Origin of the sequence: Pseudoxanthomonas broegbernensis (assembly GCF_014202435.1) — a bacterium.
Classification (GTDB): Bacteria; Pseudomonadota; Gammaproteobacteria; order Xanthomonadales; family Xanthomonadaceae; genus Pseudoxanthomonas; species Pseudoxanthomonas broegbernensis.
Window position 1 is genome coordinate 1 of sequence record NZ_JACHGU010000008.1, and the last position, 22,297, is coordinate 22,297.

Annotated in this window: 17 protein-coding genes and 2 pseudogenes; 5 read left to right on the forward strand and 14 right to left on the reverse strand. The window is 70.0% G+C overall.

Annotated elements, in window-relative coordinates:
* From HNR76_RS15490 to HNR76_RS13350, 12 genes and pseudogenes are all read right to left on the reverse strand, one after another.
* A pseudogene (locus tag HNR76_RS15490) lies at positions 1–596 on the reverse strand (RHS repeat protein); the annotation flags it as partial.
* Positions 597–1,589: 993 nt separating this feature from the next.
* A pseudogene (locus tag HNR76_RS15775) lies at positions 1,590–2,309 on the reverse strand (DUF6531 domain-containing protein); the annotation flags it as partial.
* A gap of 37 nt (positions 2,310–2,346) precedes the next feature.
* Positions 2,347–2,826: a transposase gene (locus HNR76_RS15695; RefSeq protein WP_343059330.1), complete on the reverse strand. Its 480-nt coding sequence runs from the start codon at positions 2,824–2,826 to the stop codon at positions 2,347–2,349.
* Positions 2,827–3,181: 355 nt separating this feature from the next.
* On the reverse strand, positions 3,182–3,454 hold the full coding sequence (locus HNR76_RS15700) for a transposase (RefSeq protein WP_484573180.1): 273 nt from the start codon (positions 3,452–3,454) through the stop codon (positions 3,182–3,184).
* Between the two features lie 125 nt (positions 3,455–3,579).
* Positions 3,580–4,470 carry a hypothetical protein gene (locus HNR76_RS13315; RefSeq protein WP_249065694.1) on the reverse strand — a complete coding sequence of 297 codons (891 nt, stop codon included), beginning with the start codon at positions 4,468–4,470 and terminating at the stop codon, positions 3,580–3,582.
* 73 nt (positions 4,471–4,543) lie between these two features.
* Positions 4,544–5,107 (reverse strand): L-threonylcarbamoyladenylate synthase type 1 TsaC, encoded by a 564-nt coding sequence (gene tsaC, locus HNR76_RS13320; RefSeq protein ID WP_162311866.1) that lies wholly within the window; start codon positions 5,105–5,107, stop codon positions 4,544–4,546.
* 62 nt (positions 5,108–5,169) lie between these two features.
* On the reverse strand, positions 5,170–7,650 hold the full coding sequence (locus HNR76_RS13325) for a DNA topoisomerase I (protein ID WP_162311867.1): 2,481 nt from the start codon (positions 7,648–7,650) through the stop codon (positions 5,170–5,172).
* A 197-nt stretch (positions 7,651–7,847) separates the two neighbouring features.
* On the reverse strand, positions 7,848–8,774 hold the full coding sequence (locus HNR76_RS13330; protein ID WP_162311868.1) for an RDD family protein: 927 nt from the start codon (positions 8,772–8,774) through the stop codon (positions 7,848–7,850).
* 76 nt (positions 8,775–8,850) lie between these two features.
* On the reverse strand, positions 8,851–9,516 hold the full coding sequence (locus HNR76_RS13335) for a GYF domain-containing protein (RefSeq protein WP_162311869.1): 666 nt from the start codon (positions 9,514–9,516) through the stop codon (positions 8,851–8,853).
* A 105-nt stretch (positions 9,517–9,621) separates the two neighbouring features.
* Complete coding sequence (locus tag HNR76_RS13340; RefSeq protein WP_162311870.1) at positions 9,622–10,095, reverse strand: DUF494 family protein; 474 nt, start codon at positions 10,093–10,095, stop codon at positions 9,622–9,624.
* Positions 10,096–10,171: 76 nt separating this feature from the next.
* Positions 10,172–11,299, reverse strand: coding sequence for a DNA-processing protein DprA (gene dprA / locus HNR76_RS13345; RefSeq protein WP_162311871.1), 1,128 nt, complete (start codon positions 11,297–11,299; stop codon positions 10,172–10,174).
* Between the two features lie 75 nt (positions 11,300–11,374).
* Complete coding sequence (locus HNR76_RS13350) at positions 11,375–12,487, reverse strand: LysM peptidoglycan-binding domain-containing protein (RefSeq protein WP_162311872.1); 1,113 nt, start codon at positions 12,485–12,487, stop codon at positions 11,375–11,377.
* Between the two features lie 128 nt (positions 12,488–12,615).
* Between HNR76_RS13350 and def the strand changes: the two genes are divergently transcribed.
* The 5 genes from def (at position 12,616) to HNR76_RS13375 (ending at position 18,641) form a co-directional block, all read left to right on the forward strand.
* Positions 12,616–13,128 carry a peptide deformylase gene (gene def / locus HNR76_RS13355; RefSeq protein WP_162311873.1) on the forward strand — a complete coding sequence of 171 codons (513 nt, stop codon included), beginning with the start codon at positions 12,616–12,618 and terminating at the stop codon, positions 13,126–13,128.
* Between the two features lie 119 nt (positions 13,129–13,247).
* Entirely contained in the window at positions 13,248–14,168 is a 921-nt protein-coding gene (gene fmt, locus HNR76_RS13360) for a methionyl-tRNA formyltransferase (protein WP_162311874.1), read from the forward strand.
* A 3-nt stretch (positions 14,169–14,171) separates the two neighbouring features.
* Entirely contained in the window at positions 14,172–15,539 is a 1,368-nt protein-coding gene (rsmB, locus tag HNR76_RS13365) for a 16S rRNA (cytosine(967)-C(5))-methyltransferase RsmB (protein WP_162311875.1), read from the forward strand.
* A gap of 23 nt (positions 15,540–15,562) precedes the next feature.
* Positions 15,563–17,290 carry an ArnT family glycosyltransferase gene (locus HNR76_RS13370; RefSeq protein ID WP_162311876.1) on the forward strand — a complete coding sequence of 576 codons (1,728 nt, stop codon included), beginning with the start codon at positions 15,563–15,565 and terminating at the stop codon, positions 17,288–17,290.
* A gap of 115 nt (positions 17,291–17,405) precedes the next feature.
* Complete coding sequence (locus HNR76_RS13375) at positions 17,406–18,641, forward strand: O-antigen ligase family protein (protein ID WP_183982300.1); 1,236 nt, start codon at positions 17,406–17,408, stop codon at positions 18,639–18,641.
* Positions 18,642–18,963: 322 nt separating this feature from the next.
* Here the strand turns inward: HNR76_RS13375 and HNR76_RS13380 are convergent, their stop codons facing one another.
* On the reverse strand, positions 18,964–20,625 hold the full coding sequence (locus HNR76_RS13380) for an MFS transporter (protein WP_246429148.1): 1,662 nt from the start codon (positions 20,623–20,625) through the stop codon (positions 18,964–18,966).
* A 16-nt stretch (positions 20,626–20,641) separates the two neighbouring features.
* A complete protein-coding gene (locus HNR76_RS13385; protein ID WP_162311878.1) occupies positions 20,642–22,009 on the reverse strand; it encodes a DcaP family trimeric outer membrane transporter in 1,368 nt (455 codons plus the stop codon).
* Positions 22,010–22,297: the final 288 nt, after the last annotated feature.

The window sequence follows — 22,297 nt, forward strand, 5'->3', positions numbered from 1 at the left end:
ATCACCCGGCTGAGCTCGTCGTAGTCGAAGTAGGACCTGCCGGTCAGCCCCTCCGTGGTCCCGAGCGTCGGGACGGTGGACGATGCGCCGATGCGCTCCACGGTGATGTTCGAGGCCAGGTCCCGGGTCAGCAGGCGATAGGGATACAGGCCGGAGCCATTGACCTCGTACTCGGCCATCAGCCTGCGCGCGGCATCGTAGATGTACTTGTGCTGCACGCCATCGGGAAGGGTGACGGAGTCCAGCAGCCCCGAGGCGGCATACGCATACGTCGTGTCCGCCGCTGAACTTCCATTCGGGAAGGTCCGCACCCGCGTCACGCGCCCACGGGCATCGTAGAGATACTCCGTCACCTCGCCGTTGGCGCCGGTCACCTGGCCCGGCTGGCCCAGGCCATTGAAGTCCTGGTAGGTGGTGGTATGCCCCAGGCGATTGCTGACCGACTGCAGCTCGCCCTTTGCGGTGTAGGTATAGGTCAGCTTGTCGACCGGCCCCTCCACGACCATGGTCTTGACCAGGCCGTTGCCGTGCAGGGTGTAGCTGTAGGTGGTGGTCCTGGTCTGGTTTGTAACACCATTTCCATTGAGGTTCTTCATGGAAACGGATGCGACTCGACCATTTATCGTATACGTATAAGTTCGCTCCCAATAATTTGGAAGAACTTGTTTAACCAGGCGGCCGCCGCTCCAAGTGTTAGTTGTGACACGAAGCATCGGAGTTCCGATACCCTCCGTGATACTTACAACTCGCCTCTCCGAGTTGTAGTTAGTTACCGTGACCTTACCGCGGTTATTCCCTATGCTTAGGTTTTGTCGCGCGGGATCAAGGAAAGACCGAGTGCTCACTGTGGCGTCACAATGAGTGCTGGCGTGACCCTCTATTCGCGTGATCATCCCTGATGCTACGGTGTAGGTCGTTTGCTTTCCCAAAGGATTCGTCTCGACGACCTTAGTGATGTTATTGGATGGACCTGTTTGCGTACGGGTATAAACGTACTCGTACTTGTCGACCCCGCCCGCATGGACCCCACTGAGTGCGTCTCCCCAACCGTTGTAGGTGAAGTTTGAGTATCGAACTCCATTATATGAGATACCGTAAAGTACATGAACCCCTGGCGATTGATCCCCGACGTGATAAGTAACGACCATTGAAGGTGAACCTGGATAAGTCAGGTTGAGTGCTCCTACCGTTTCTGACAGCGCGTACACACTACCCGCAGGATCAGTGACAGATGACAACCGCCCAGACGCCCATGCGAACTGAATCATCCTTCCATTAGTGTGACTCACATTCTGCAAGAATGTCCCGGTGTTATCGTAAGTGTAAGTCCAACGAATTCCTTGAGGATTCGTCTCTTCTGTTATGAACCCATTCCCGGAATACCGTTCCACTGATTCGTTAATCGTTAGCACCCAGCCTGAACTGAAGCTGCCCTGCAAGGTCGCTATGGGTGCTGCTGGATACACCACCCATGCGGCACCATCCGGGCGGAATGCCACCACCTCGGATAGCGTCTTGGCGGTGTTCTGACACACAGCTCCCGGCTGCGTTACACACTCCGAACCGTCTGTAAACCTGAACAGTAGCTTCTTATCGAAGTTGCTTACGAAGTTCTGACCGAAAATGCCGCGCTGTCTGGATTTACCATTCCATGCAAGACGAGCATACAGCCCCATCTCTTCTGGCGTCTCGAACAGGTTGGCAGATTCAATCTTGTTTCCTGTAGAAACCCTTACCGGGTTACCCGTACTCTCTTCACAATTCTCGGCAGATCCTCGAGAGTCCATGCTTGGTACCGGATATTGGCCATAATCTGCCGGATATGTCGGACCATTCTGAGGGGCGCCCGTACTAGGGCGGTACGTGAAGTAGCCGTTGACACCCTCGAAAGTAGGAGGTTTGAAACCTCTAACTTGGACGGTGTTGAGATCGGTGACGTCGGACGCGGCTGCAACGCTGGCACATGTCATGCTAAGTGCCAGAACAACAAGGAAAATCTGTTTTAGCTTGGGCCCCGTTACGGCATAGGAGATTCGCACTTGGGCAGCCCTTACGTTGGATCTGCACGCGCAGGTGCCCGTTGGAAGCAGGCCACTCCTTGCACCGTGAGTGATTGTTGAGCAGTAACAGGGCTCGATCTGCATGCCTAATCCCCCATGGACGGCAGTTCCATTGCTGACGACTTCAAATGCCGACGTTACGTGCTTTGGCCCCAATGAAATGCAGGTACACGACTCAAAGCGTTGTAGGGGAATTCTTACACTCTCTTTTCTAATGCGCTGTGTGGACGCCCAGCATTTCGTAGACATTCGGGAGCCATAATTGGTCGTCCCTGAAGAATTCGTATCAGGGCACCGTCACAAGCTGTTGTGACTGTCGACCTGAACTGGTTCGGATTGCCATCGCCAGCATCCAGGCCCACAAAAACACGATCCACCGCAGCGACCAGCGGAGGTTGTAGCCCGCCGCACAGGCGATCACGTGCAGTGCATCGCCATTTGTACCCTTGAGGTGGCAGTGGTGCAGCCGGCAGTCATCCTTCAGGTGCCCGATCACCGGCTCGATCGCCTGCCGCCGTTTCACCCAGGCCCACTGCCGTGGCGTCAATCGCTTGGGCTTGCCCCGATGCAGGACCTGTACGCCATCGACCTCACGACCGCGGTAGCCCAGGTCGACGATCGCGGTCGTCGGCTTCCGCCCGCCGATGATCGCCACCTGTTCCAGTTGCTCTTCCAGCGTATCGCCATCGTACGGATTGCCCGGGAAGCTGCGTGCGCTGGCGGCGCAGCACTCGACGCATGCGCTTGAACTGCCGCGCGTGCGCATGACGGCCCGCCTTGCGCGCCAGTCCCGGCGCTTCGCACTTGTAGGTCTGCCGAAGCTTGATGCCGTTGCGCCGACTCAGCAGCACCAGCTTCCTCCGGGCCACCTCCAGCAACCGACTGTCGGTCGGGTGCACGGTCGCCTTCTCCTGCGTCGTCGTGTCCACGATCACCCGCGACAGCTCACGCGCATCCACCGCCTTCATCGACCGGGCCGCTGCAATCGTCTGCGCCAGCAGTTCCTCCATGCCTGCCTCGCCCAGCCGCTGCCGCCAGCGCGTCAGCGAGCTGGCGTTGCACGGAAGCTTGGTCTGGAACACCACCTCGCCGGTGAAGAACTGCCAGTACGGGTTCTCCAGTCAACGCACGCACACCTCTTCGTCCGATAGGTCGTAAGCGTGCTTGAGGTACAGCAACCCCGCCATCAGCCGGACTGGCAGCGCAGGTCGACCACCGCGCTCCGGATCTGAGGGCAGCGTCGGCGCCAAGGCATCTTCCAGTTCCGCCCAGGGCATCCGCCGGGCCAGTTGTGCCAGCGGATGGCGCAGATCGATCTGATTCTCCAGGCGGGAACGGAACAGGTCGTCGGCATGGACAGCCGCGCTGTCGGCGGCAACGGGTCGCTGGCGCATCGGATGGCCTGAAACTGCAAGGAAACCGCGGCTAGCTAGCGTAGCGAAATCCTGCAGTCTCAGCACGCCCCTGAAGCACAAAAAACGCTAGAAATCCTGCTTCAAATGAGTTCTTCAGGGACGACTCAGTAGCCGGGGCAGTCGTTGCCCATGCGCGCGTCGATCTGGCGTTGCTCGCGATCCAGCGCATGACGCTGGCTGGGCATGGCGGCGTGGTAGAGGCGCAGGATCTCGTAGCGGCGATCGGACAGGTGCGTGCAGATCTCGTCCTGCGACAGCCGCACGCAGGCATCGCGGATCCAGGCGCCGCCGGCGGGCGCGACCACGGCATGTCCCGGATGCGGCGGTCCTCCCGGACGATGGCCCCCGGGCGCAACGCCGGGAGGGGGTCCGGGAGGGTGGACGCCCGGCCCGGTGTCCGGCGGTCGCGGCCCGGGTCTGGCGGGGTAGCCGTAGCCCAGGGTCCAGAACGGCACCCAGCGCGGGTGTCCCTGGCCGTCTTCGCTGGTGTAGCGCTCGCCCTCGGGCGTGGTGCATTCGTACATCGGCTGCGGCGGCTGCACCGCGATCACGCGGACCTCGCGCGGCGGCGGCAATGGCGACGCGGCGGCCGGTTCCGGGGGGGCAGGCCGCGGCGGCGGATCCTGCGGCCGCTGCATCTGCAGCACTTCCTGGCGTTCGCCGGGCAGGCACGGCGAATCGCGCAGCGCGACCAGTTGGCCGCGGCTGTCGGCGCAGCGGTAGATGGTGACGCCGGTGGGCGCTGCCGGTTCCGCGGCCCGGGCATGGCTCGGCAGCGACGACAGCGCCGGCAGGAGCAGCAATACCGGCAGGAGCCGCGGCAGCACGCCGCTGGCGGCATGGACGAAGGACGCCGGCAGGCCCGTGGGGCGGGCGCGACCGTGCGCTGGTGCGTGGGACGGGCGCACGGTGGTGGCCGCCCCGAGGGTTCGGGCGACCGGATGCGGCGTCCCCGCGATGGTGCCGCCGGGGCGGGAGGACAGTGCGTTCGTCACGGCGGACTCCTCAGGCCATGCGGCCATCCTAGCGCGCCGGCACGGGCGCCATGCCGCGCCGCCGAGGAGAGGTTCAGTCGCGCAGCACGCGTCCGTCCAGCGCCACCCGGATCGGCGTGGGCTGGTCCAGCCCGCCGGTTTCGCCCGGGAGCAGGCCGTCCACGTCGGCCACCAGGCCCGGGTCCAGTGCCGCCCGGGACCTGGCCGGAGGCATGCCGGCGCGGTTGGCGCTGGTGGAAACCAGCGGGCCGCCGAAGGCGCGGCACAGGGCGGCCACGTCCGGATGCGCGCTGACGCGCACGGCGATGCCGTCGTGGCGGCCGGTGATCCAGCGCGGTGCGCGTGCAGAGGCGGGCATCACCCAGGTGTGGGGCCCGGGCCAGTCGCGCCGGACCGCGGCCAGCCGTTCCGGCGGCAGCGCGGACAGGTCCAGCCAGGGACGCAGGGCATCGAAGTGCGCGGCCACCAGGATCAGTCCCTTGTCCACCGGCCGCTGCTTGGCCGCCAGCAGGCGCATCACCGCGGCCTCGTCGTCGGGGTCGCAGCCCAGGCCCCAGACCGCCTCGGTCGGGTAGGCGACCACGCCGCCATGCCTGAGCAGCACGGCGGCGGCGGCGGGCGTGAGCGGGGCGGGCATGGCCGCCATGGTAGCCGCAACCGGCCGCCCCGGCACGGGGCGCCGATGATGCACCGGGCCTCTCAGAACGGCGGTGCGTCGTCGGCCGCTCCGGCGCCGCCGGCCTTGCCGGTGGCCTTCTTCGGTGCGCGCTTGGCCACGGCCTTCTTGGCGGTCGCCTTTTTCGTGGCCGCCTTCTTGGCCGGCGCCTTCGTGGCGGTCGTCTTCGCGGCGGTCTTCTTGGTGGCGGCCTTTTTCGCGCCGAAGCCGCGGCGGGCCGGCTTGCCGGTCTGGGCCAGCAGTTCCTGCACTTCGGCCAGGGTCAGCGAGGCCGGCTCGCGGTCCTTGGGGATCTTGCCGTTGAGCTTGCCGTCGCTGATGTAGGGGCCGAAGCGGCCGTTGAGCACCTGGATGTCGCTGCCCGGGAATTCCTTGATGATCCGGTTGCGCGCGATCTCTTCCTTCTCCTCGATCAGGAAGACGGCGCGGGCCAGGTCGATCTTGTACGGGTCGTCCTCCTTCTTCAGCGAAGCGTAGGTGCTGCCGCGCTTGGCGAACGGACCGAAGCGGCCGATGCCCACGCTCACCGCCTCGCCGTTGTGCTCGCCCAGCATGCGCGGCATGTCGAACAGCTTCAGCGCCTCCTCCATCGAGATGGAATAGATGCTCTGGCCCGGCTGCAGCGAGGCGAAGCGCGGCTTCTCCTCGTCCTCCACCGTGCCGATCTGCACCAGCGGGCCGAACTTGCCGATCCGCGCGCTGACCTGGCGGCCGGACGCGGGGTCGGCGCCGAGCACGCGCACGCTGCCGGCGTCGGTCTTGTCCAGCGACTGCTTCTTGTCCTCGACCAGTTGCTTGAACGGGCCCCAGAACTTCTCCATCAGCGGCACCCACGCCTCTTCGCCGCGGGAGACCGCGTCCAGCTCGTCTTCCAGCTTGGCGGTGAAGTCGTAGTCCACGTAGCGGGCGAAGTGGCCGGACAGGAACTTGCTCACCGCCCGGCCCACATCGGTGGGCCGGAACGCGCGGCCTTCCATCTCCGTGTACTTGCGGAACAGCAGGGTCTGGATGATCGAGGCGTAGGTGGAGGGACGGCCGATGCCGTATTCCTCCAGCGCCTTGACCAGGGCCGCCTCGGTGAAGCGCGGCGGCGGCTGGGTGAAGTGCTGGTCGGCGTGGATGCGCTCCAGCGGCACGCGGTCGCCGGTCTTCATCGGCGGCAGCTTGCGGCCTTCGTCGTCGTCCTCGGCCGACTTGCTGTCCTTGCCCTCCTCGTACACGGCAAGGAAGCCGGGGAACACCACCGTGGTGCCGCTGGCGCGGAACGCGTGCGCGCTGCCGGCGGCCAGGTCGACCGAGACGGTATTGAGCGTGGCCGGCACCATCTGGCTGGCCACCGCGCGCTTCCACACCAGTTCGTAGAGCTTGCGCTCGTCGTCGGTGAGGAAGCGGCCGACCTGAGAGGGGGTGCGCAGCGCCGAGGTCGGGCGGATCGCCTCGTGCGCTTCCTGCGCGTTCTTGGACTTGGTCTGGTAGACGTTGGGCTTGTCCGGCACCGAGGCGGTGCCGAAGTCGCGCGCGATCACGTCGCGCATCTCGGCCAGGGCCTCCTGCGACAGGCTTACCGAGTCGGTACGCATGTAGCTGATCAGGCCGACCGTGCCTTCCTCGCCCAGGGCCACGCCCTCGTACAGCTTCTGCGCCACCTGCATGGTCTTGCGGGTGGTGAAGCCGAGCTTGCGCGAGGCCTCCTGCTGCAGGGTGGAGGTGGTGAACGGCGGCGCCGGGCGGCGCTTGCGTTCCTTGCTGACCACGTCGGTGACGTGCAGGGCGCCGGCGGCGGCCTGCTGGATGCGCAGGCGCGCGGCCTCGGCGCTTTCCCCGTCGGTGATGGTGAACTGCTCGAACTTCTGCCCGTCCAGCTTGACCAGCTTGGCCCCGAACGGCTGCGAGGCGTGCGCCAGATCGGCGCCGATGCTCCAGTATTCGCGTGCCCTGAATGCCTCGATCTCCTCCTCGCGCTCGACGATCATGCGCAGCGCCGGCGACTGCACGCGGCCGGCCGACAGGCCCGGCTGCACCTTGCGCCACAGCACCGGGGAGAGATTGAAGCCGACCAGGTAGTCCAGTGCCCGGCGCGCCTGCTGGGCGTCGACCAGCTCGGCGGCGATCCGGCGCGGCTGGGTCATCGCCTCCTTGATCGCGCGCGGGGTGATCTCGGTGAACACCACCCGGTGCAGCGGCTTGCCCTCCAGCAGGCCGCGTTCCTTGAGGATCTCGGCGATGTGCCAACTGATCGCCTCGCCCTCGCGGTCCGGGTCGGTCGCCAGCCAGATGTCCTCGGCGGCGCGCGCGGCCTTGGCGATGGCGTCGACGTGCTTCTCGTTCTTCTCGATCAGGTCGTAGCGCATGGCGAAGTTGCGCTCCGTGTCCACCGCCCCTTCCTTCGGCACCAGATCGCGCACGTGGCCGTAGGAGGCCAGGACGGTGAAGTCCTTGCCTAGATATTTGTTGATCGTCTTGGCCTTGGCGGGCGACTCGACGATGAGCAGGTGCTTGGACATGGTGTGTACGGCGACCAGTGGGGCGACGGTCCATCCGGGACCGGAACGGGCGGCCAGGCGCGCTCGCGCGGCTGCCAGAGATGCCGACGCCCGGGGGGAGGTCCCCCGGGCGCGCGGCAACTTTACCTTATATATACGTGAATCACGCCCCGCCCGGCCCTGTCAAGCCGGCATGGCGCCCTGGCCGGCGCCGCGGATCACCAGTGCATCGAGGACAACACCCCGATCAAGGCCACGAGGGCGATGCCCATCATCGCCAGCAGCAGGCCCCAGATCACCAGCACGGCGATGGTCACCCCGCCCAGTTCGCGGCGCTGCCATTCCGGGCGGTCGGTGTAGGCCCACTTGTCCACCACAAGGGTGTCGCAGAGCATGTCGTGCAGGGCTTGCTTGCGCTCGGTGAAGGCGGCCATCAGGAAGCCGATGCCCAGGATCAGGCCGCTGAGCAGCATGGCGAAATAGCGCCCGAAGCCCCGGGCCAGGCCGATCCGGCTGCCGTCGCCGCGCACCACCTTGATGCCGATGGCCATCTTGCCCAGCGTGGCCTGCGAGTTGGAGGCGTGGAAATAGGCGTAGTAGGCCGCGGTGATGGCGATGGAGATCAACTGGATCACGATCTGCACGCCGATCAGGGCAAAGCCGGTGTTGTCGCCGGCCACCGCCGCCAGCGGCACCGCCACCATGCCCAGCACCATGCCGATCGCGCCGCCGATCACGCCGATGACCAGGCTGTCGAGCAGGTTGGCGGCCGCCCGCTTCCAGAACCCGGCCATCACCACCTCGCCGCCGAGGACCGGGCCGGCATCGACCGATGCCAGTGGCGCCGATGGCGCGGCATAGGGGCTGTAGGCGGCCTCGCCGGCGGCAGGCGCCGCATAGGCGGCCTCGGCGGGCGTCGCCTCGGTGGCGGGCGCGGCCGGCAAGGTGCGGAAATCCAGGGTCGGCGCCGCCTCCAGTCCCAGTTCCTCGCGAAGGCCGGACAGGGGCCGCCATTCGGGCAGGCCGTCGCGCCAGACCAGGGTGGCCGCGTCGACCTGCCCGGACTGGAACAGCCGCGCCAGCTCGGCGGCGGCCACGGGCCCCTGCTGTTGGCGCTGGCGATCGGCGTAGTACCACTCTGTCATGCGTCGTTTCCTTGAAGAATGCGGCCGTGGGTGGGTCGCGGCCTGGGGTTCGGGTGAGGTGAGGGTGGCGGAGCCGCTAGCCGCGGCAGGTCACCGGCAGGTGCTTGTCGGCCGCGTTCGACGAACATTGCCAAAGGCCGGTGTCCGGGTCGTGCTCGAGCCATATCGCCTTGCCGTCCAGCGCACCCTTGCCCGGGGCGGCGATGATCGCTTCCAGGCCGCAGCGTTCGCCGCCGTCGAAGTTGCCGAAGGCGATCGAGGCCAGGTGCGTGCCGGCATAGTCGCCGGCGTCGCCGAAGCCCTCGTCGCCGTTCTCCGGGCAGCGCCCGTGCCCGGCGGCGAAGGCGGCCACCGCCGGTTGCTGCGCCTGCGCCTGGGCAAAGGCCTGGGCGGCGTGCGCTCGCAGGGTGTAGTCGTGGTAGGCCGGCAACGCGACCGCCGCCAGGATGCCGACGACCGGGACCAGCACCAGCAGGGCCACGCCCACCAGCACCGCGATCACGCAGCCGGACATGCCCTGGCGTGGCGGCTGCGATACCGCGGCGGCCGGCAATGGCGGCGGCAGGCCGTCCAGGCCGAGTTCGGCATGGAAGGCGTGCAGCGGCTGCCACTGTCCCAGGCCCTCGCGCCAGACCAGGGTACGCGGGCCGATCGTGCCCGCGGCGGCCAGGGCGCGCAGGTTTTCGGCCGGCAACGGGCCGTGCCGCTGCCCGTCGGCAGTAGCGTAGTACCAAGTGTGCATTCGATTCCCCAGGCGTGCCCGCCCAAGGTAACCCATGGCCCCGCCCGCGCGAAAGCCGGCCAGGGCGGCCGGCGTCCAGGAAAGGCGCGGGACCGGCCGGCCGGGTCAGTGGACCGGTTCGGGTTCCTCGCCGAACATCTGGGTTTCCATCCAGGCGTAGGCGGCTTCGGCGCCGGGCTGGGTGAACAGCACCATCAGCACCACCCACTTCAGGTCGTCCAGGTCCAGCTCGTCCTGGTCCAGGGCCATGGCCCGGTCCAGGACCAGCTCGCGCTGGTGCGCGTCGAGTACCCCATGCTGCTCCAGGAACAGCAGGAAGCCGCGGCACTCCACGTCCAGCTTGTCCAGCTCGGGCCCATGGAACACCCGCACCGGGCCGTCCACCCGCGTTTCGCTGCCGGCCGGGCGCTGTTCGGCCAGGCCGTCGAGCCAGTCGAAGGCCTTGGCGATCTCGCTGGGGCTGAAGCCGGCCTCGATCAGGCCCTGTTGCAGGGGGGCGCGGTCGTGGAGCGTGTCCGCGTCATCGGCGATGTAGTGTTCGAACAGATAGAGCAGGACATCCAGGATGCTTTCTTTCATTGCCCTCGGCCTGCGCCCGTGACGGGCGCCGTGGGGTGGGGAACCACGGGCGTGGCGCCTTCGTCACGAATCGCCGTCAGGCGACCGTGCCGCCGCCGGTGGACCGGCGTGCGTAGCGGCCATGTTCGACCGCGACTCGCCCGTCCAGTTCCATGCCCAGCAGCATGGAGGACAGGGCTGCGGGCGTCAATCCGGTGCGCTCGACCAGCACATCCATGGGGATGGGGTCGTGGCCGAGGGCGCGCCACAACCTGTAGTGGCCGGTGCGGACTTGATCGGCCGCCCCGGCCCCGGACTCGGACTCGGCGCTGGGCGGCGCCGATGCGGACAGTTCGGCCGCCAGGCGCCCTGCCAGCGAGGCGATCCCGGAGAGGACCTCGTCCGGGGCCTCCACCAGTTGCGCGCCGTCGCGGATCAGGCGGTGGCAGCCGCGGGCCAGGGGCTGGTGGATCGAGCCGGGCAGGGCGAACACCTCGCGCCCGGCCTCGGCGGCCAGCCGGGCGGTGATCAGCGCGCCCGAGCGCAGCGCCGCCTCGATCACCACCGTGCCCAGCGACAGGCCGGCGATGATCCGGTTGCGGCCGGGGAAGTGGCCCGGCCTCGGCGGCGTGCCGGGCGGGTGTTCGCTGACCGCCGCGCCGTGTTCGGCCACCTGTTCCAGCAGCCGGGCATGCGCCTGCGGGTAGGCGCGGTCGGGGCCGGTGCCGAGCACGGCCACGGTCGTGCCGCCGCATTCCAGGGCGGCGGCGTGCGCGGCCGCGTCGATGCCGGCGGCCAGGCCACTGGTCACCGCCAGCCCGGCGCGGCAGAAGCGGCGCGCGAAGTGGCGGGCGTTGTCGCGGCCGCCGGCGCTGGCGCCACGGCTGCCGACCACGGCCAGCGCCGGCCGCCACAGGTGCTCCGGGTCGCCGGCGACGAACAGCCCCGGCGGCGGCTGCGGAAGCTGGCGCAGCAGCGGTGGATAGCGCGGGTCGTTCCAGCCCACGACGTGGTGCCGGGGCCGGGCCAGCCAGGCCAGGCAGCGGTCGAGCTCGCGCGCGGGCACGCGTGCCATGCGCGCGGCCAGCAGCGGGTCGGGTGCGCCGGGTCCGGGTTCGACGCCAGCCGGCCGCTGCAGCCAGACGCGGCGCGGTTCGGTGGGGCCGCCGGCCAACAGCAGGCGCAGCAGCGGCAGCGGGTCGACGGGTGCGGAAGCGGGCGGCATGCGCCAATCCTGGCCCGGAAACGGCGACGGCGCCCTCGGGCGCCGTCGCATGCGGGTGTAGGAATGTTCCGGCGCCTACTGCGCGTCCGGGTGCAGCGCCTCGTAGCCCACGCGCACCGGCTTGACCCCGTCCATCACCAGCGCGTAGCTCACCTTGTCGAAGGTGCGGAACACCATGGCGTGGGCCGCGTACTCGTCCGGCAGGATCTCGCCGCCGCCGCTGAAGCGGTCGTTCTGGCGCGAGGTGCTGCCGCGGCGGAGGGGGTTGTTGATGTGGCTGCCATCGCGCCACAGCGAGAACACCGCGCCGTTGTCCACGCCGTCCACGCGGCCGGCGGACAGGGCGACCACGTCGCGCGGGCCGCCGGCGCTGAAGGAATCGGCCACCGCCAGCACGCGCACGCCGGCCGGCACCGAGGCCATGGCATGCGGGAAGAACTGCAGGTCGTACGGCTGTGCTTCCACCGGGATCAGGCGGTCGCCGGCGCGCACCTCGTGCCCGCCGTCCTCCAGGTGCAGGGTCGCCACGGTGGCGCCGTTGCCGGCCAGGCGGGTGACCGTGCCGATGTTGACCTGGGCCAGCTCGTGGCCGAGGAACGCGTTGCGCTCGCTCGGCGGCACGTACTGCTTCCACAGGTTGCCGTCGCCGGGGGTGGGCCGGCCGTTGGCGTTCAGGTCGCGGAAGGTCCGTGGCAGGGCGTAGCGCACCGTCGGGCGCACCACGGCGTAGCGCTGGCCGGCCTGCGCGCCGTCCAGGTCCTTCACGTAGGCGGCCAGGCCGGAGCTGCCGCGCAGGCGGTTGTCCTCGAAGCCGACCACGTAGGGCAGGTGGCCGAAGTCGTCGACCACCCGCAGGTTCTTCAGGAACGGCTCGATCTCCGACAGCGGGATCGCGCCGATCGGCGCGTCCTCGCGTGGGCCGGCCCGCACCCCGACCCGATCCATGTAGGCCAGGCTGAGCACGTCGCCCGGATAGATCAGGTGCGGGTTGGCGACCTGCGGGTTGGCCTGCCAGATTTCCGGCCACAGCCACGGCTTGTTCAGGAACCGCGCGGCGATGTCCCAGAGTGTGTCGCCCTTGCGGACCACATAGGTGTCCGGGTGGCTGCCGGCCGGTTCGACGGCCACGGCATAGGTGGCGACGGTCAGCATGGCGACGGCAAGGACCGTCCGAAGACGCGTGAGCATGGTTGCGATCCGCCTGATTCCCCAACAGGTTCGCGACTATAGTCCAGAATCCGGGCCATTGCGCAAGCATCCGCGCTAGAATTGCGACAGCCGGCGGGTTTGCCCCGGCCGTTCCAGAGAGTTTCGCCATGGCCCTGCTGCCCATCCTCGAATTCCCCGATCCGCGCCTGCGCACCAAGGCCGCGCAGGTCGACCCTGCGCAGGTGGCCACGCCCGGGTTCCAGCGCCTGCTCGACGACATGTTCGAGACCATGTACGCCGCCCCCGGCATCGGCCTGGCCGCCACCCAGGTGGACCGGCACCTGCGCTTCATGGTGATCGACGTGAGCGAGGGCAAGGACGCGCCCATGGTGTTCGTCAACCCGCAGATCACCGCCCGCGACGGCGAGCAGGTCTACCAGGAAGGCTGCCTGTCGGTGCCCGGCATCTTCGCCGACGTCGCCCGCGCCGGCACCATCACCGTGTGTTTCCTGGACCGCGAGGGCCGCGAGCGGGAACTGACCACCGACGGCCTGCTGGCGGTATGCATCCAGCACGAGATCGACCACCTGGAAGGCAAGCTGTTCGTGGACTATCTCTCGCCGCTCAAGCGCGAGATGGTGCGCAAGAAGCTGGCCAAGCAGCGCAAGCACGCGGCGTGAGCCGCGCGGCGCGCGCCCGTTCCCCCGCTTGTGTTCCCGTTCCCGCGCCGTCGCCGGCCGCGCCGGCGTGAGGCCGTACCGCCGCCCGCCGCCGCGCGCCGGCTGGAGTCGATGACCCGATGAGGATTGTGTTCGCCGGCACCCCGGACTTCGCCGTGCCTTCGCTGCGTGCCGCCGCGCAGCGCGGCGAGGTGGTCGCCGCCTATACCCAGCCCGACCGTCCGGCCGGCCGCGGCCGCGGCCTGGCCGCCTCGCCGGTCAAGCTGGAAGCGGTCGCCCGTGGCATCCCGGTGCGCCAGCCCGAGAGCCTGCGCGATGCGCAGGCGCAGGCCGCGCTGCGCGACCTGGCCCCGGACCTGCTGGTGGTGGTGGCCTACGGCCTGATCCTGCCGCAGGCGGTGCTGGACATCCCCCGCTTCGGCTGCTGGAACGTGCATGCCTCGCTGCTGCCGCGCTGGCGCGGCGCCGCGCCGATCCAGCGTGCGATCCAGGCCGGCGATGCGGAAACCGGCGTATGCCTGATGCAGATGGAGGCCGGCCTGGACACCGGCCCGGTGCTGCTGGAGCAGCGCACTCCCATCGCCGAGGACGAGACCGGCGGCCGGTTGCACGACCGCCTGGCCGAACTGGGCGCGCAGGTGCTGGCCGACGGGCTGGGCCTGCTGCGCGCCGGCATCCGCCCGGTACCGCGGCCGCAGCCGGAGCAGGGCGCCACCTATGCGCGCAAGCTGGACAAGGCCGAGGCGCGGCTGGACTGGAGCCGGCCGGCGGAGGAACTGGCCCGCACCGTGCGCGCGTTCAACCCCTGGCCGGTGGCCGAGGCCACGGTGGCCGGCGAGCGCCTGCGCATCCACGGCGCCGTGGCCCTGCCGCTGGCCCACCATGCCGCGCCGGGCACGCCGCTGGCCGCAGGCCGCGACGGGCTGGACGTGGCCTGCGGGCAGGACGCGCTGCGCCTGCGCGTGGTCCAGCGCGACGGCGGCCGGGCGATTACCGCGGCCGACTGGCTCAACGCGCGCCGCGACCTGTCCTTCGGCTGACCAATGCAGACTCCGCGCCCGCCCGCCCGGCGCCCGCTCCCTGCGCGTCCCGACCGCCCCCTGGCGCCGGGCGTGGAAGTGCGCGTGCATGCGGCGCAGGTGCTCGACGCGGTGGTCCATCGTGGACGTTCGCTGAAGTCGGAACTGGCCCCGGTGCTGCCGCGCCTGCCCGATCCGCGCGACCGTGCGCTGCTGGAGGCGATCGTGTTCGCCGCCCTGCGCGGCCGCCACCGTTATGTCCCCGCGCTGCGCGGCTGGCTGCAGAAGCCGCCGGGCGCGGGCGATGGCCCGTTGATGGCGCTGCTGCTGGCCGGTTGCGCCCAGCTCGATGCACTGCAATTGGCGGCGCATGCCGCGCTGGACGCCACCGTGGAGGCGGCGCGCGCGCTGGGCCGGCCACACCAGGCCGGGCTGGTCAATGCCTTGCTGCGCCGGGCCCAGCGCGAGGGCTTCCCCTCCGCCGATCCGGCCGCGGCCTGGCCGGACTGGCTGCGAACCCGGGTGGCCGCGGCCTGGCCGGCGCAGGCCGCGCAGGTATTCGCCGCCAGTGCGCAGCCGGCGCCGCTGTGGCTGCGGGTCAACCGCCGCCGCATCGGCCGCGACGACTACCGTGCGCTGCTGGACGCGGCCGGGATCGCCAGTGCCGTCGACCCGCGCCTGGCCGACGCCCTGCGCCTGGATGCGCCCGTGCCGGTGGCCGGCCTGCCCGGTTTCGACGCAGGGCTGGCCGCGGTGCAGGACGGTTCGGCGCAGCAGGCCGTGGACGCGCTGGCCGCCGAACCGGGCGCGCGCGTGCTCGACGCCTGCGCCGCACCGGGCGGCAAGGCCGCGCACCTGCTCGAACGCGACCCCACCCTGGAACTGCTGGCGCTGGACGCCGACCCGCGCCGGCTGGCCCGGGTGGAGGACAACCTGCGCCGCTCCGGCGTGGCCCCGGAGAGCGCGTCCGGCCGGGTGCAGGTGCGCGCCGGCGACGCCACCGTGCCGGCGCAGTGGTGGGACGGCTTCACCTTCGACGCGGTGCTGCTGGATGCGCCGTGCTCGGCCACCGGCGTGGTCCGGCGCCAGCCGGACATCCTGCTGCACCGCCGCGCGCAGGACATCGACGCCCTGGTCCAGGCCCAGGCCCGGTTGCTGGATGCGGTGTGGCCGGTGCTGCGCCCGGGCGGCGTGCTGCTGTACGCCACCTGCTCGATCCTGCCGGAAGAGAACGCCGGGCAGATCGCCGCTTTCCTGGCGCGCACCCCGGACGCATCCGCCACCGCGTTGGGCGAGGCGTTCGGCCATGCCGCCGGCGCTGGCCGCCAGCGCCTGACCGGCGAGGACGGCCTGGACGGCTTCTTCTACGCGCGCCTGCGCAAGGCCTGCTGAGCGCCCGGTACCATCCTCCCCCGATGCGACTGCCGATCCCGCGTTCCGCGCCTGTGCGCGATGCCCTGCTGCTGTGGCTGACCGCCCTGCTCGTGCTTGGAGCGGGCCTGGGCCTGCGCGATCCATGGCCGGCCGACGAGCCGCGCTTCGCCCTGGTTGCCCGGCAGATGGTGGAGAGCGGCAACTGGCTGTTCCCGCATCGCGGCATCGAGCTGTATTCGGACAAGCCGCCGATGCTGATGTGGCTGCAGGCCGCGTTCCACACGCTTACCGGCAGTTGGCGGGTGGCCTTCCTGCTGCCCTCGCTGCTGGCCGCGCTGGGCACGCTGTGGTGCGTGCAGGACCTGGGCCGGCGGCTGTGGACGCGCAAGGTCGGGCTATACGCGGCCTGGGCGCTGCTGTTCGCCTTCCAGTTCACCTGGCAGGCGAAGAAGGCGCAGATCGACCCGCTGGTCACCTTCTTCATCACCCTGGCCAATTACGGGCTGCTGCGCCACCTGCTGCTGGGGCCGGACTGGCGCGGGTGGGCGCTGGGGTGGTTCGCCGCCGGCATCGGCACCATCACCAAGGGCGTGGGCGTGCTGGCGCTGCTGATGCTGGTGCCGGCGGCGCTGGCTTGCTGGCGCGGCTGGCCGGGCGTGCGGGCGCATGCGCGCGACCCCCGCTTCTGGCTGGGGCCGCTGGCATTCATGGCGGCGGTATCGCTGTGGCTGGCACCGGTACTGGCGGCGGCGCTGTCCAGCGGCCTGCCCGAGCACCGCGCCTACCTGGACGACATCCTGTTCCGGCAGACCGCCGAGCGCTATTCCCGCTCCTGGGACCATCACCAGCCGCCGTGGTACCACCTGAGGGTGATGGCCACGATGTGGATCCCGCCGGCGCTGGCCCTGCCCTGGGCGCTGCCGGCATGGTGGCGGCGACTGCGCCGGCGCGATCCGCGCTACCTGCTGCCGCTGGCGTGGTGGGGGCTGGTGGTGGTGTTCTTCTCGCTGTCGCCCGGCAAGCGCGACGTCTACGTGATGCCGGCTCTGCCGATGATGTGCCTGGTGCTGGCGCCGCTGTTGCCGGGGCTGCTGCGGCGCGGCTGGGCGCGGGCGCTGGTGCTGCTGCTGGCGCTGGGCGTGGCGGTGGCGTTCGCCGCCGCCGGCTTGTCGGTGCTGGAGGGCGGCGGTTCGCTGGCCGGGCGCCTGCGCGAGGAGCGCGGGCTGGATGCGGCCAGCATCCGCGCCGCCGGCTGGATGCTGTTGGGCATCGGTGCGTGGGGGCTGGGCTGCGCGCTGCTCCTGCGCCGCCGTGCGACGGCGGCGCTGCTGGCCGGGCTGGCCGGGGTGTGGGTGGTCTTCGGCCTGGTCGGCTACCGGCTGCTCAACGACGCCAGCTCCGCGCGCGGGTTGATGGCCGCCGTCGGCCAGCGCATCGGCCCGGAGGCCGAGCTGGGCCTGGTGGCGTGGAAGGAGCAGAACCTGCTGATGGCCGACCGCCCGGCAACGAACTTCGGCTTCAAGCGCAGTTGGGACGCGCAACTGCGCCTGGGCTTGGAGTGGCAGGCGCAGGCCCCGGGCCGCTGGCTGCTGCTGCAGGAGGACGCTTTGGAAGGCTGCATCGACCGGCAGCGGATCGAGCTGGCCGGAGTCGCCAACCGCCGGCGCTGGTGGCTGGTGCCCGCCGGCGCGGCCGGCGGCCGCTGCCTGCCGACCGCGGCCGAGCGCGCGGCCGCGGCGCGGCGCCAGACCGAGGACGTGGACGAATAGACGGCAAGAGTACCGGGCCGGCGGCGTTGCCGGCTCAGGCGATGTTCGGGCGGGAGGACGGAGTATCCACCGTCCGGCGAAGGACGGGAGCGGTAATGGCGTGAATGGCGGCGACGTGAACGACAGGGGCGAGACCCGCTTGCGGTGGGCGCAGGCCGGCGCGTCCGCGGCGCTGTGGTGCCTGCCGGCGCTGGTGCTGACCCTGCCCAAGGGCGTGCTGCCCTTCGGCCTGCTGCTGCTCGCCTCCACCTTGCTGGTGCCCGGCCGGCTGCTGGCCGGCGCCAGGCAGATCGGCCGGCCGCTGGCGCTGGCCGCGTTCGCGGGGCTGTTCGCGCTGGGCGTGGCGTTCGCGTCCAGTTGGACGCTCAGCGCCGCGCCGGGCCAGGTCGACAGCATGGACCGGCTGCTGGGGCTGCCCTGGGTGATGGCCTGGGCCTACGTGCTGGGTCCTTCGCGCGGCCAGCTCTGGCGCGGCGCGCTGTTCGGGCTGGTCGCGGCCGCGGTGCTGGCCGGCTACCAGGTGCTGGCCGGTGCCGAGCGTGCTTCCGGCTGGGGCAACGCGATCGTCTTCGCCGACGTGGTCCTGGCGCTGATGGTGCTGGTGGTGTTCTGCCGGCCGCCGCGGCGCTGGCGCTGGGCCACCGTGGGGCTGGCCTGCGGCACCGTGGCGATCCTGCTCAGCGGCACCCGCGGCGCCTGGCCGGGGTTGCTGCTGGTGCTGGTGGTGCTGGTGCTGGGCAGCGGCTGGCAGAGCCGGCGCAGCCGCATCCTGCTGCTGGGCGCGGCGGTGGCGGTGGTGGCCGCCCTGGTGGGCACCGTGCCGGGGCTGACCGAGCGCATGCGCCTGTCGGAGCTGCAGCAGGACATCGTCCGCATCGACCGTGGCGACCACGATTCCTCGGCCGGCGCGCGCCTGGAGCGTTTGCAGGTGGCGGCACGGGCCTTCGCCGCGCAGCCCTGGAGCGGGGTGGGCTTCGCCCATTTCGACCGGGCCATGCGCCAGCGCCTGTCCGACTGCCGCCGCCTCGCCCCGGCCCTGCGCTGCGACCTGGGCCATGCGCACAACGACCTGGCCGAATGGGCCGCGACCATGGGCGTGCCGGGCGTCGCGGCGCTGGCATGCCTGTACGGCATCCCGCTGTGGCTGTTCCTGAGGCTGCGGCGGTCGGCCGTGGCCGACCCCCTGCGCGGCGCGGCCGCGGCCGGGGCGATGGTGGTGGCGGTATACGTGCTGTGCGGGCTGACCCAGTCGATGTTCGCCCACCAGACCACCACCAGCCTGTATGCGGCCCTGACCGGCATCCTGCTGGGGCTGGCGCTGCGGGAGGCGCGGGTAGCGGCGCCCTCGTAGGAACGGGGCACAACCAGTGGCCCGGCGTGCGGGTGCGCGGGCGTTCCCGGCTCCGGGGGGAGATCGCCGACTGACGTCGGTCCCTACGCCGCAGGGCGGTGGCGTGCCCACGCGCGTAGCAGCCGGGTAGGGCGGGCGACCGTGGTGCAGGCGTGCCGTCGTTTCCCGCCCGAGGCCATGTCGCCACTGACGTCGGCTCCTGACAAGGGCCAGGGACTGCGCCTGTGTCCTACGGTACCGGGGAAGCACAAAAAAGAGCCGGCCCAGGAGTAAGGGCCGGCGCATGCAAGGCCGGCCCGGGGGCCGGCATCGGGGGATGCCGCTACTGGGTGATGTCCACGTCCTTGGTCTCGTGCAGGAACAGCACCCCGATCACCAGCGTCATCACCGCCACGCCGATCGGGTACCACAGGCCGTAGTACATGTTGCCGGTGCCCGCGACCAGGGCGAAGGAGATCGCCGGCAGGAAGCCGCCGAACCAGCCGTTGCCGATGTGGTAGGGCAGGGACATGGAGGTGTAGCGGATCCGGGTCGGGAACAGTTCGACCAGGTAGGCGGCGATGGGGCCGTAGACCATGGTCACGTAGATCACCAGCAGCCACAGCAGGAACAGCGTGCCCGCCTTGTTGATGCGCGCCGGGTCGGCCTTTTCCGGATGCCCGGCCGCGGTCAGCGCAGCCTTCAGCGAGGTGCCCAGTTCGGCGCCCCTGGCCTTGGCCTCGTCCTTGGACAGGCCGGCGCCCTCGTAGGAGTCGACCGTGATCCCGCCCACTTCCACCTGCGCCAGCGAGCCGGCCGGGGCCGCCTGCACCGTGTACGGCACGCCGGACTTGGTCAGCGCGGCGGTGGCGATGTCGCAGGAACTGGTGAACTTGCGCACGCCGGCCGGATCGAACTGGAAGCTGCAGGTGGTGGGATCGGCGATCACGTGCGCCGGTGCGTTCTGGCGCGCCTCCTCGACCGCCGGGTTGGCGAAGTGGGTGAGGCCCTTGAAGATCGGGAAGTAGGTCAGCGCGGCCAGCAGGCAGCCGGCCAGGATGATCTTCTTGCGCCCGATCTTGTCCGACAGCCAGCCGAAGAACACGAAGAACGGCGTGGCCAGCGCGAGCGCGGCGGCGATGAACAGGTTGGCGGTGGTGCCGTCGACCTTGAGCGACTGGGTCAGGAAGAACAGCGAGTAGAACTGGCCGCCGTACCAGACCACCGCCTGGCCGGCGGTGGCGCCCAGCAGCACCAGCAGCATCAGCTTCAGGTTGCCGCCCTTCATCGAGTCGCGGAACGGCTTCTTCGAGCCCTTGCCCTCGGCCTTCATCTGCTGGAACAGCGGCGATTCGCTCAGTTGCAGGCGGATCCACACCGAGATGCCGAGCAGCACGATGGACACCAGGAACGGGATGCGCCAGCCCCAGGCCTCGAACGCCTCGGTGCCCAGCGACAGGCGGCAGCCCAGGATCACCAGCAGCGACAGGAACAGGCCCAGCGTGGCCGTGGTCTGGATGAAGCTGGTGTACAGGCCGCGCTTGCCCTGCGGCGCATGCTCGGCCACGTAGGTGGCCGCGCCGCCGTACTCGCCGCCCAGCGCCAGGCCCTGGGCCAGGCGCAGCAGGATCAGGATGACCGGCGCGGCCAGGCCGATGCTGGCGTAGGACGGCAGGATGCCGACGATGAAGGTCGACGTGCCCATGATCACGATGGTGACCAGGAACGTGTACTTGCGGCCGATGCGGTCGCCCAGGCTGCCGAAGAAGGCCGCGCCGAACGGGCGCACCGCGAAGCCGGCGGCGAAGGCCAGCAGGGCGAAGATGAAGCCGGTGGTCTCGTTGACCCCGCTGAAGAACTGCCTGGCGATGATCGCCGCCAGCGAGCCGTACAGGTAGAAGTCGTACCACTCGAAGACCGTGCCCAGGCTCGAGGCGAAGATGACCCGCTTGTGGCCGGTGCTGAGCTTGGCCGGCGGTGCGTTGTTCATGGTGGTCGAACTCATATGGAATCCCCCTTCCTCAGAAGCTGTATTTGATGTGGGTGTGCAGGCGCTTCAGGTCGCCCTCGCGGTCGTCCTCCAGCGAGCGTTGGCCGTAGATCAGCTCGGCGCCGACGTCCAGCTTCGGAAGCGGCGAATAGATCAGGTTCGCGTGGAAGGACTGGGTGCGCTCGGTAACTCCCCAGCCGGTGATGGATGCGTCGTTGTCGAAGTGCGATGCCGCATACATCAGGTTGCCGCGCAGCTTCGGGCCGAAGGCGTGGCGCCAGGCGACGAAGCCGCCGTAGCCGTCCAGTGCCTGGATGTCCCCTCCGGCATCGGTGACCACGTCGCTGCCAATGCCGAAGCCCAGGTAGCGGCCGATGCCGCTGCCGGCATTGGCTGCATAGCGGATGTCGTCGCTGGCGCCCAGATTGTATTTGCCCGACACGCTCACCGCCATGCCGCCGTCGGTGCGGTCGCCGGCCTTGAACTGGCGCAGCAGGCCGGCCACCGAGAAGTGGCCCCAGCCGCCCTTGGCCTGCCAGCGCGCGGTCACGTCGGGCAGCGCGTTGTCGCCGCTGTTGGAGCGCGCGGCGCCCAGGTAGGAGGTCACCGTGGTCTGCGGGTTCTCGATCGACACCGACCACGGCCCCCGGGTGTAGCGCAACTGGGCCTGGCGCACGAACACGGTGCCGTCGGTGGGGCCGACGAAGTCCACCGCGTCCGGCAGCGCGGCCACGTCCATGAAGTTGGACCAGGTCTGGCCGGCCAGCCAGTTGTTCCAGCTCACGTAGGCCTGGCGCAGGGTGACCGCATAGGTGTTGGTGGCCGTCTCGTTGCCGGCCAGCGTGTTGCTGCCGCCGCCGAAGAAGTCCATCTCCACGTAGCCCTTGAGCGTGTCGCCGGCGTCGGTGACGTGGTCGGCGCTGAGCCAGAAGCGCGAGAACTGGGCGTGGAAGTCGGCGTACGGGTCGCCGCCGTCGCCGGCCACCGGGATGGTGCTGGGCACGTAGAACAGGCGCCCGGACGAACCGTCGGCGATGCGGCCGTCGCTGGTGTCGGTGGCCATCGCGTCCATCTTGATGAAGCCGCCATAGGAGAACGTGGTGCCGGCGCTGGCGCCGGGGGTGATCGTGGTGGCCTGGATCGGCTGCTTGCCGGCCGGCGCCGCCGGCGCGGCGGCGGCCTGGACCTGGGTCACCTGCTCCTGGGTGGCGGCGATCTGGGTCTGCTGCTGTTGCTGCGCCGACAGCAGCATCTGGACCTGGCGTTCGAGGTCCGCGACGCGGGCCTCCAGCGCCTTCTCGCGTTCGCTCTGCGCCAGCGCGCTTCCGGGCGCCGCCAGCGCGAGCAGCAGCGCCGCGGCAAGCGGCGCCCGCGCCCGCATGGATGGATGCTTGCTCATTGCCCCTCCTCTTCGTCGGTGCGACGGGATGCCCGTGAGACGAGCGGCCAGGTGCTGCGCGGCCGGCATCGCAGCCTGCGCATGAGGGGCGGCGGGCGCCTATACGCCATTAGTCGAAAGCCGTCGGCCACCCGGCCGCAGGCCCCGCCGCTGCGTGCTCGCGGCGGCGCGGTACCGCTACCGCGCAAGCCGTTTTACGACCAAGGTCGTACGCCGGCTGTTGCAATGCGTCACAGTAGATGGGTCAAACTGCAGCTTCCGTCCGCCGCCCGTTCGCGGCGGACAGCC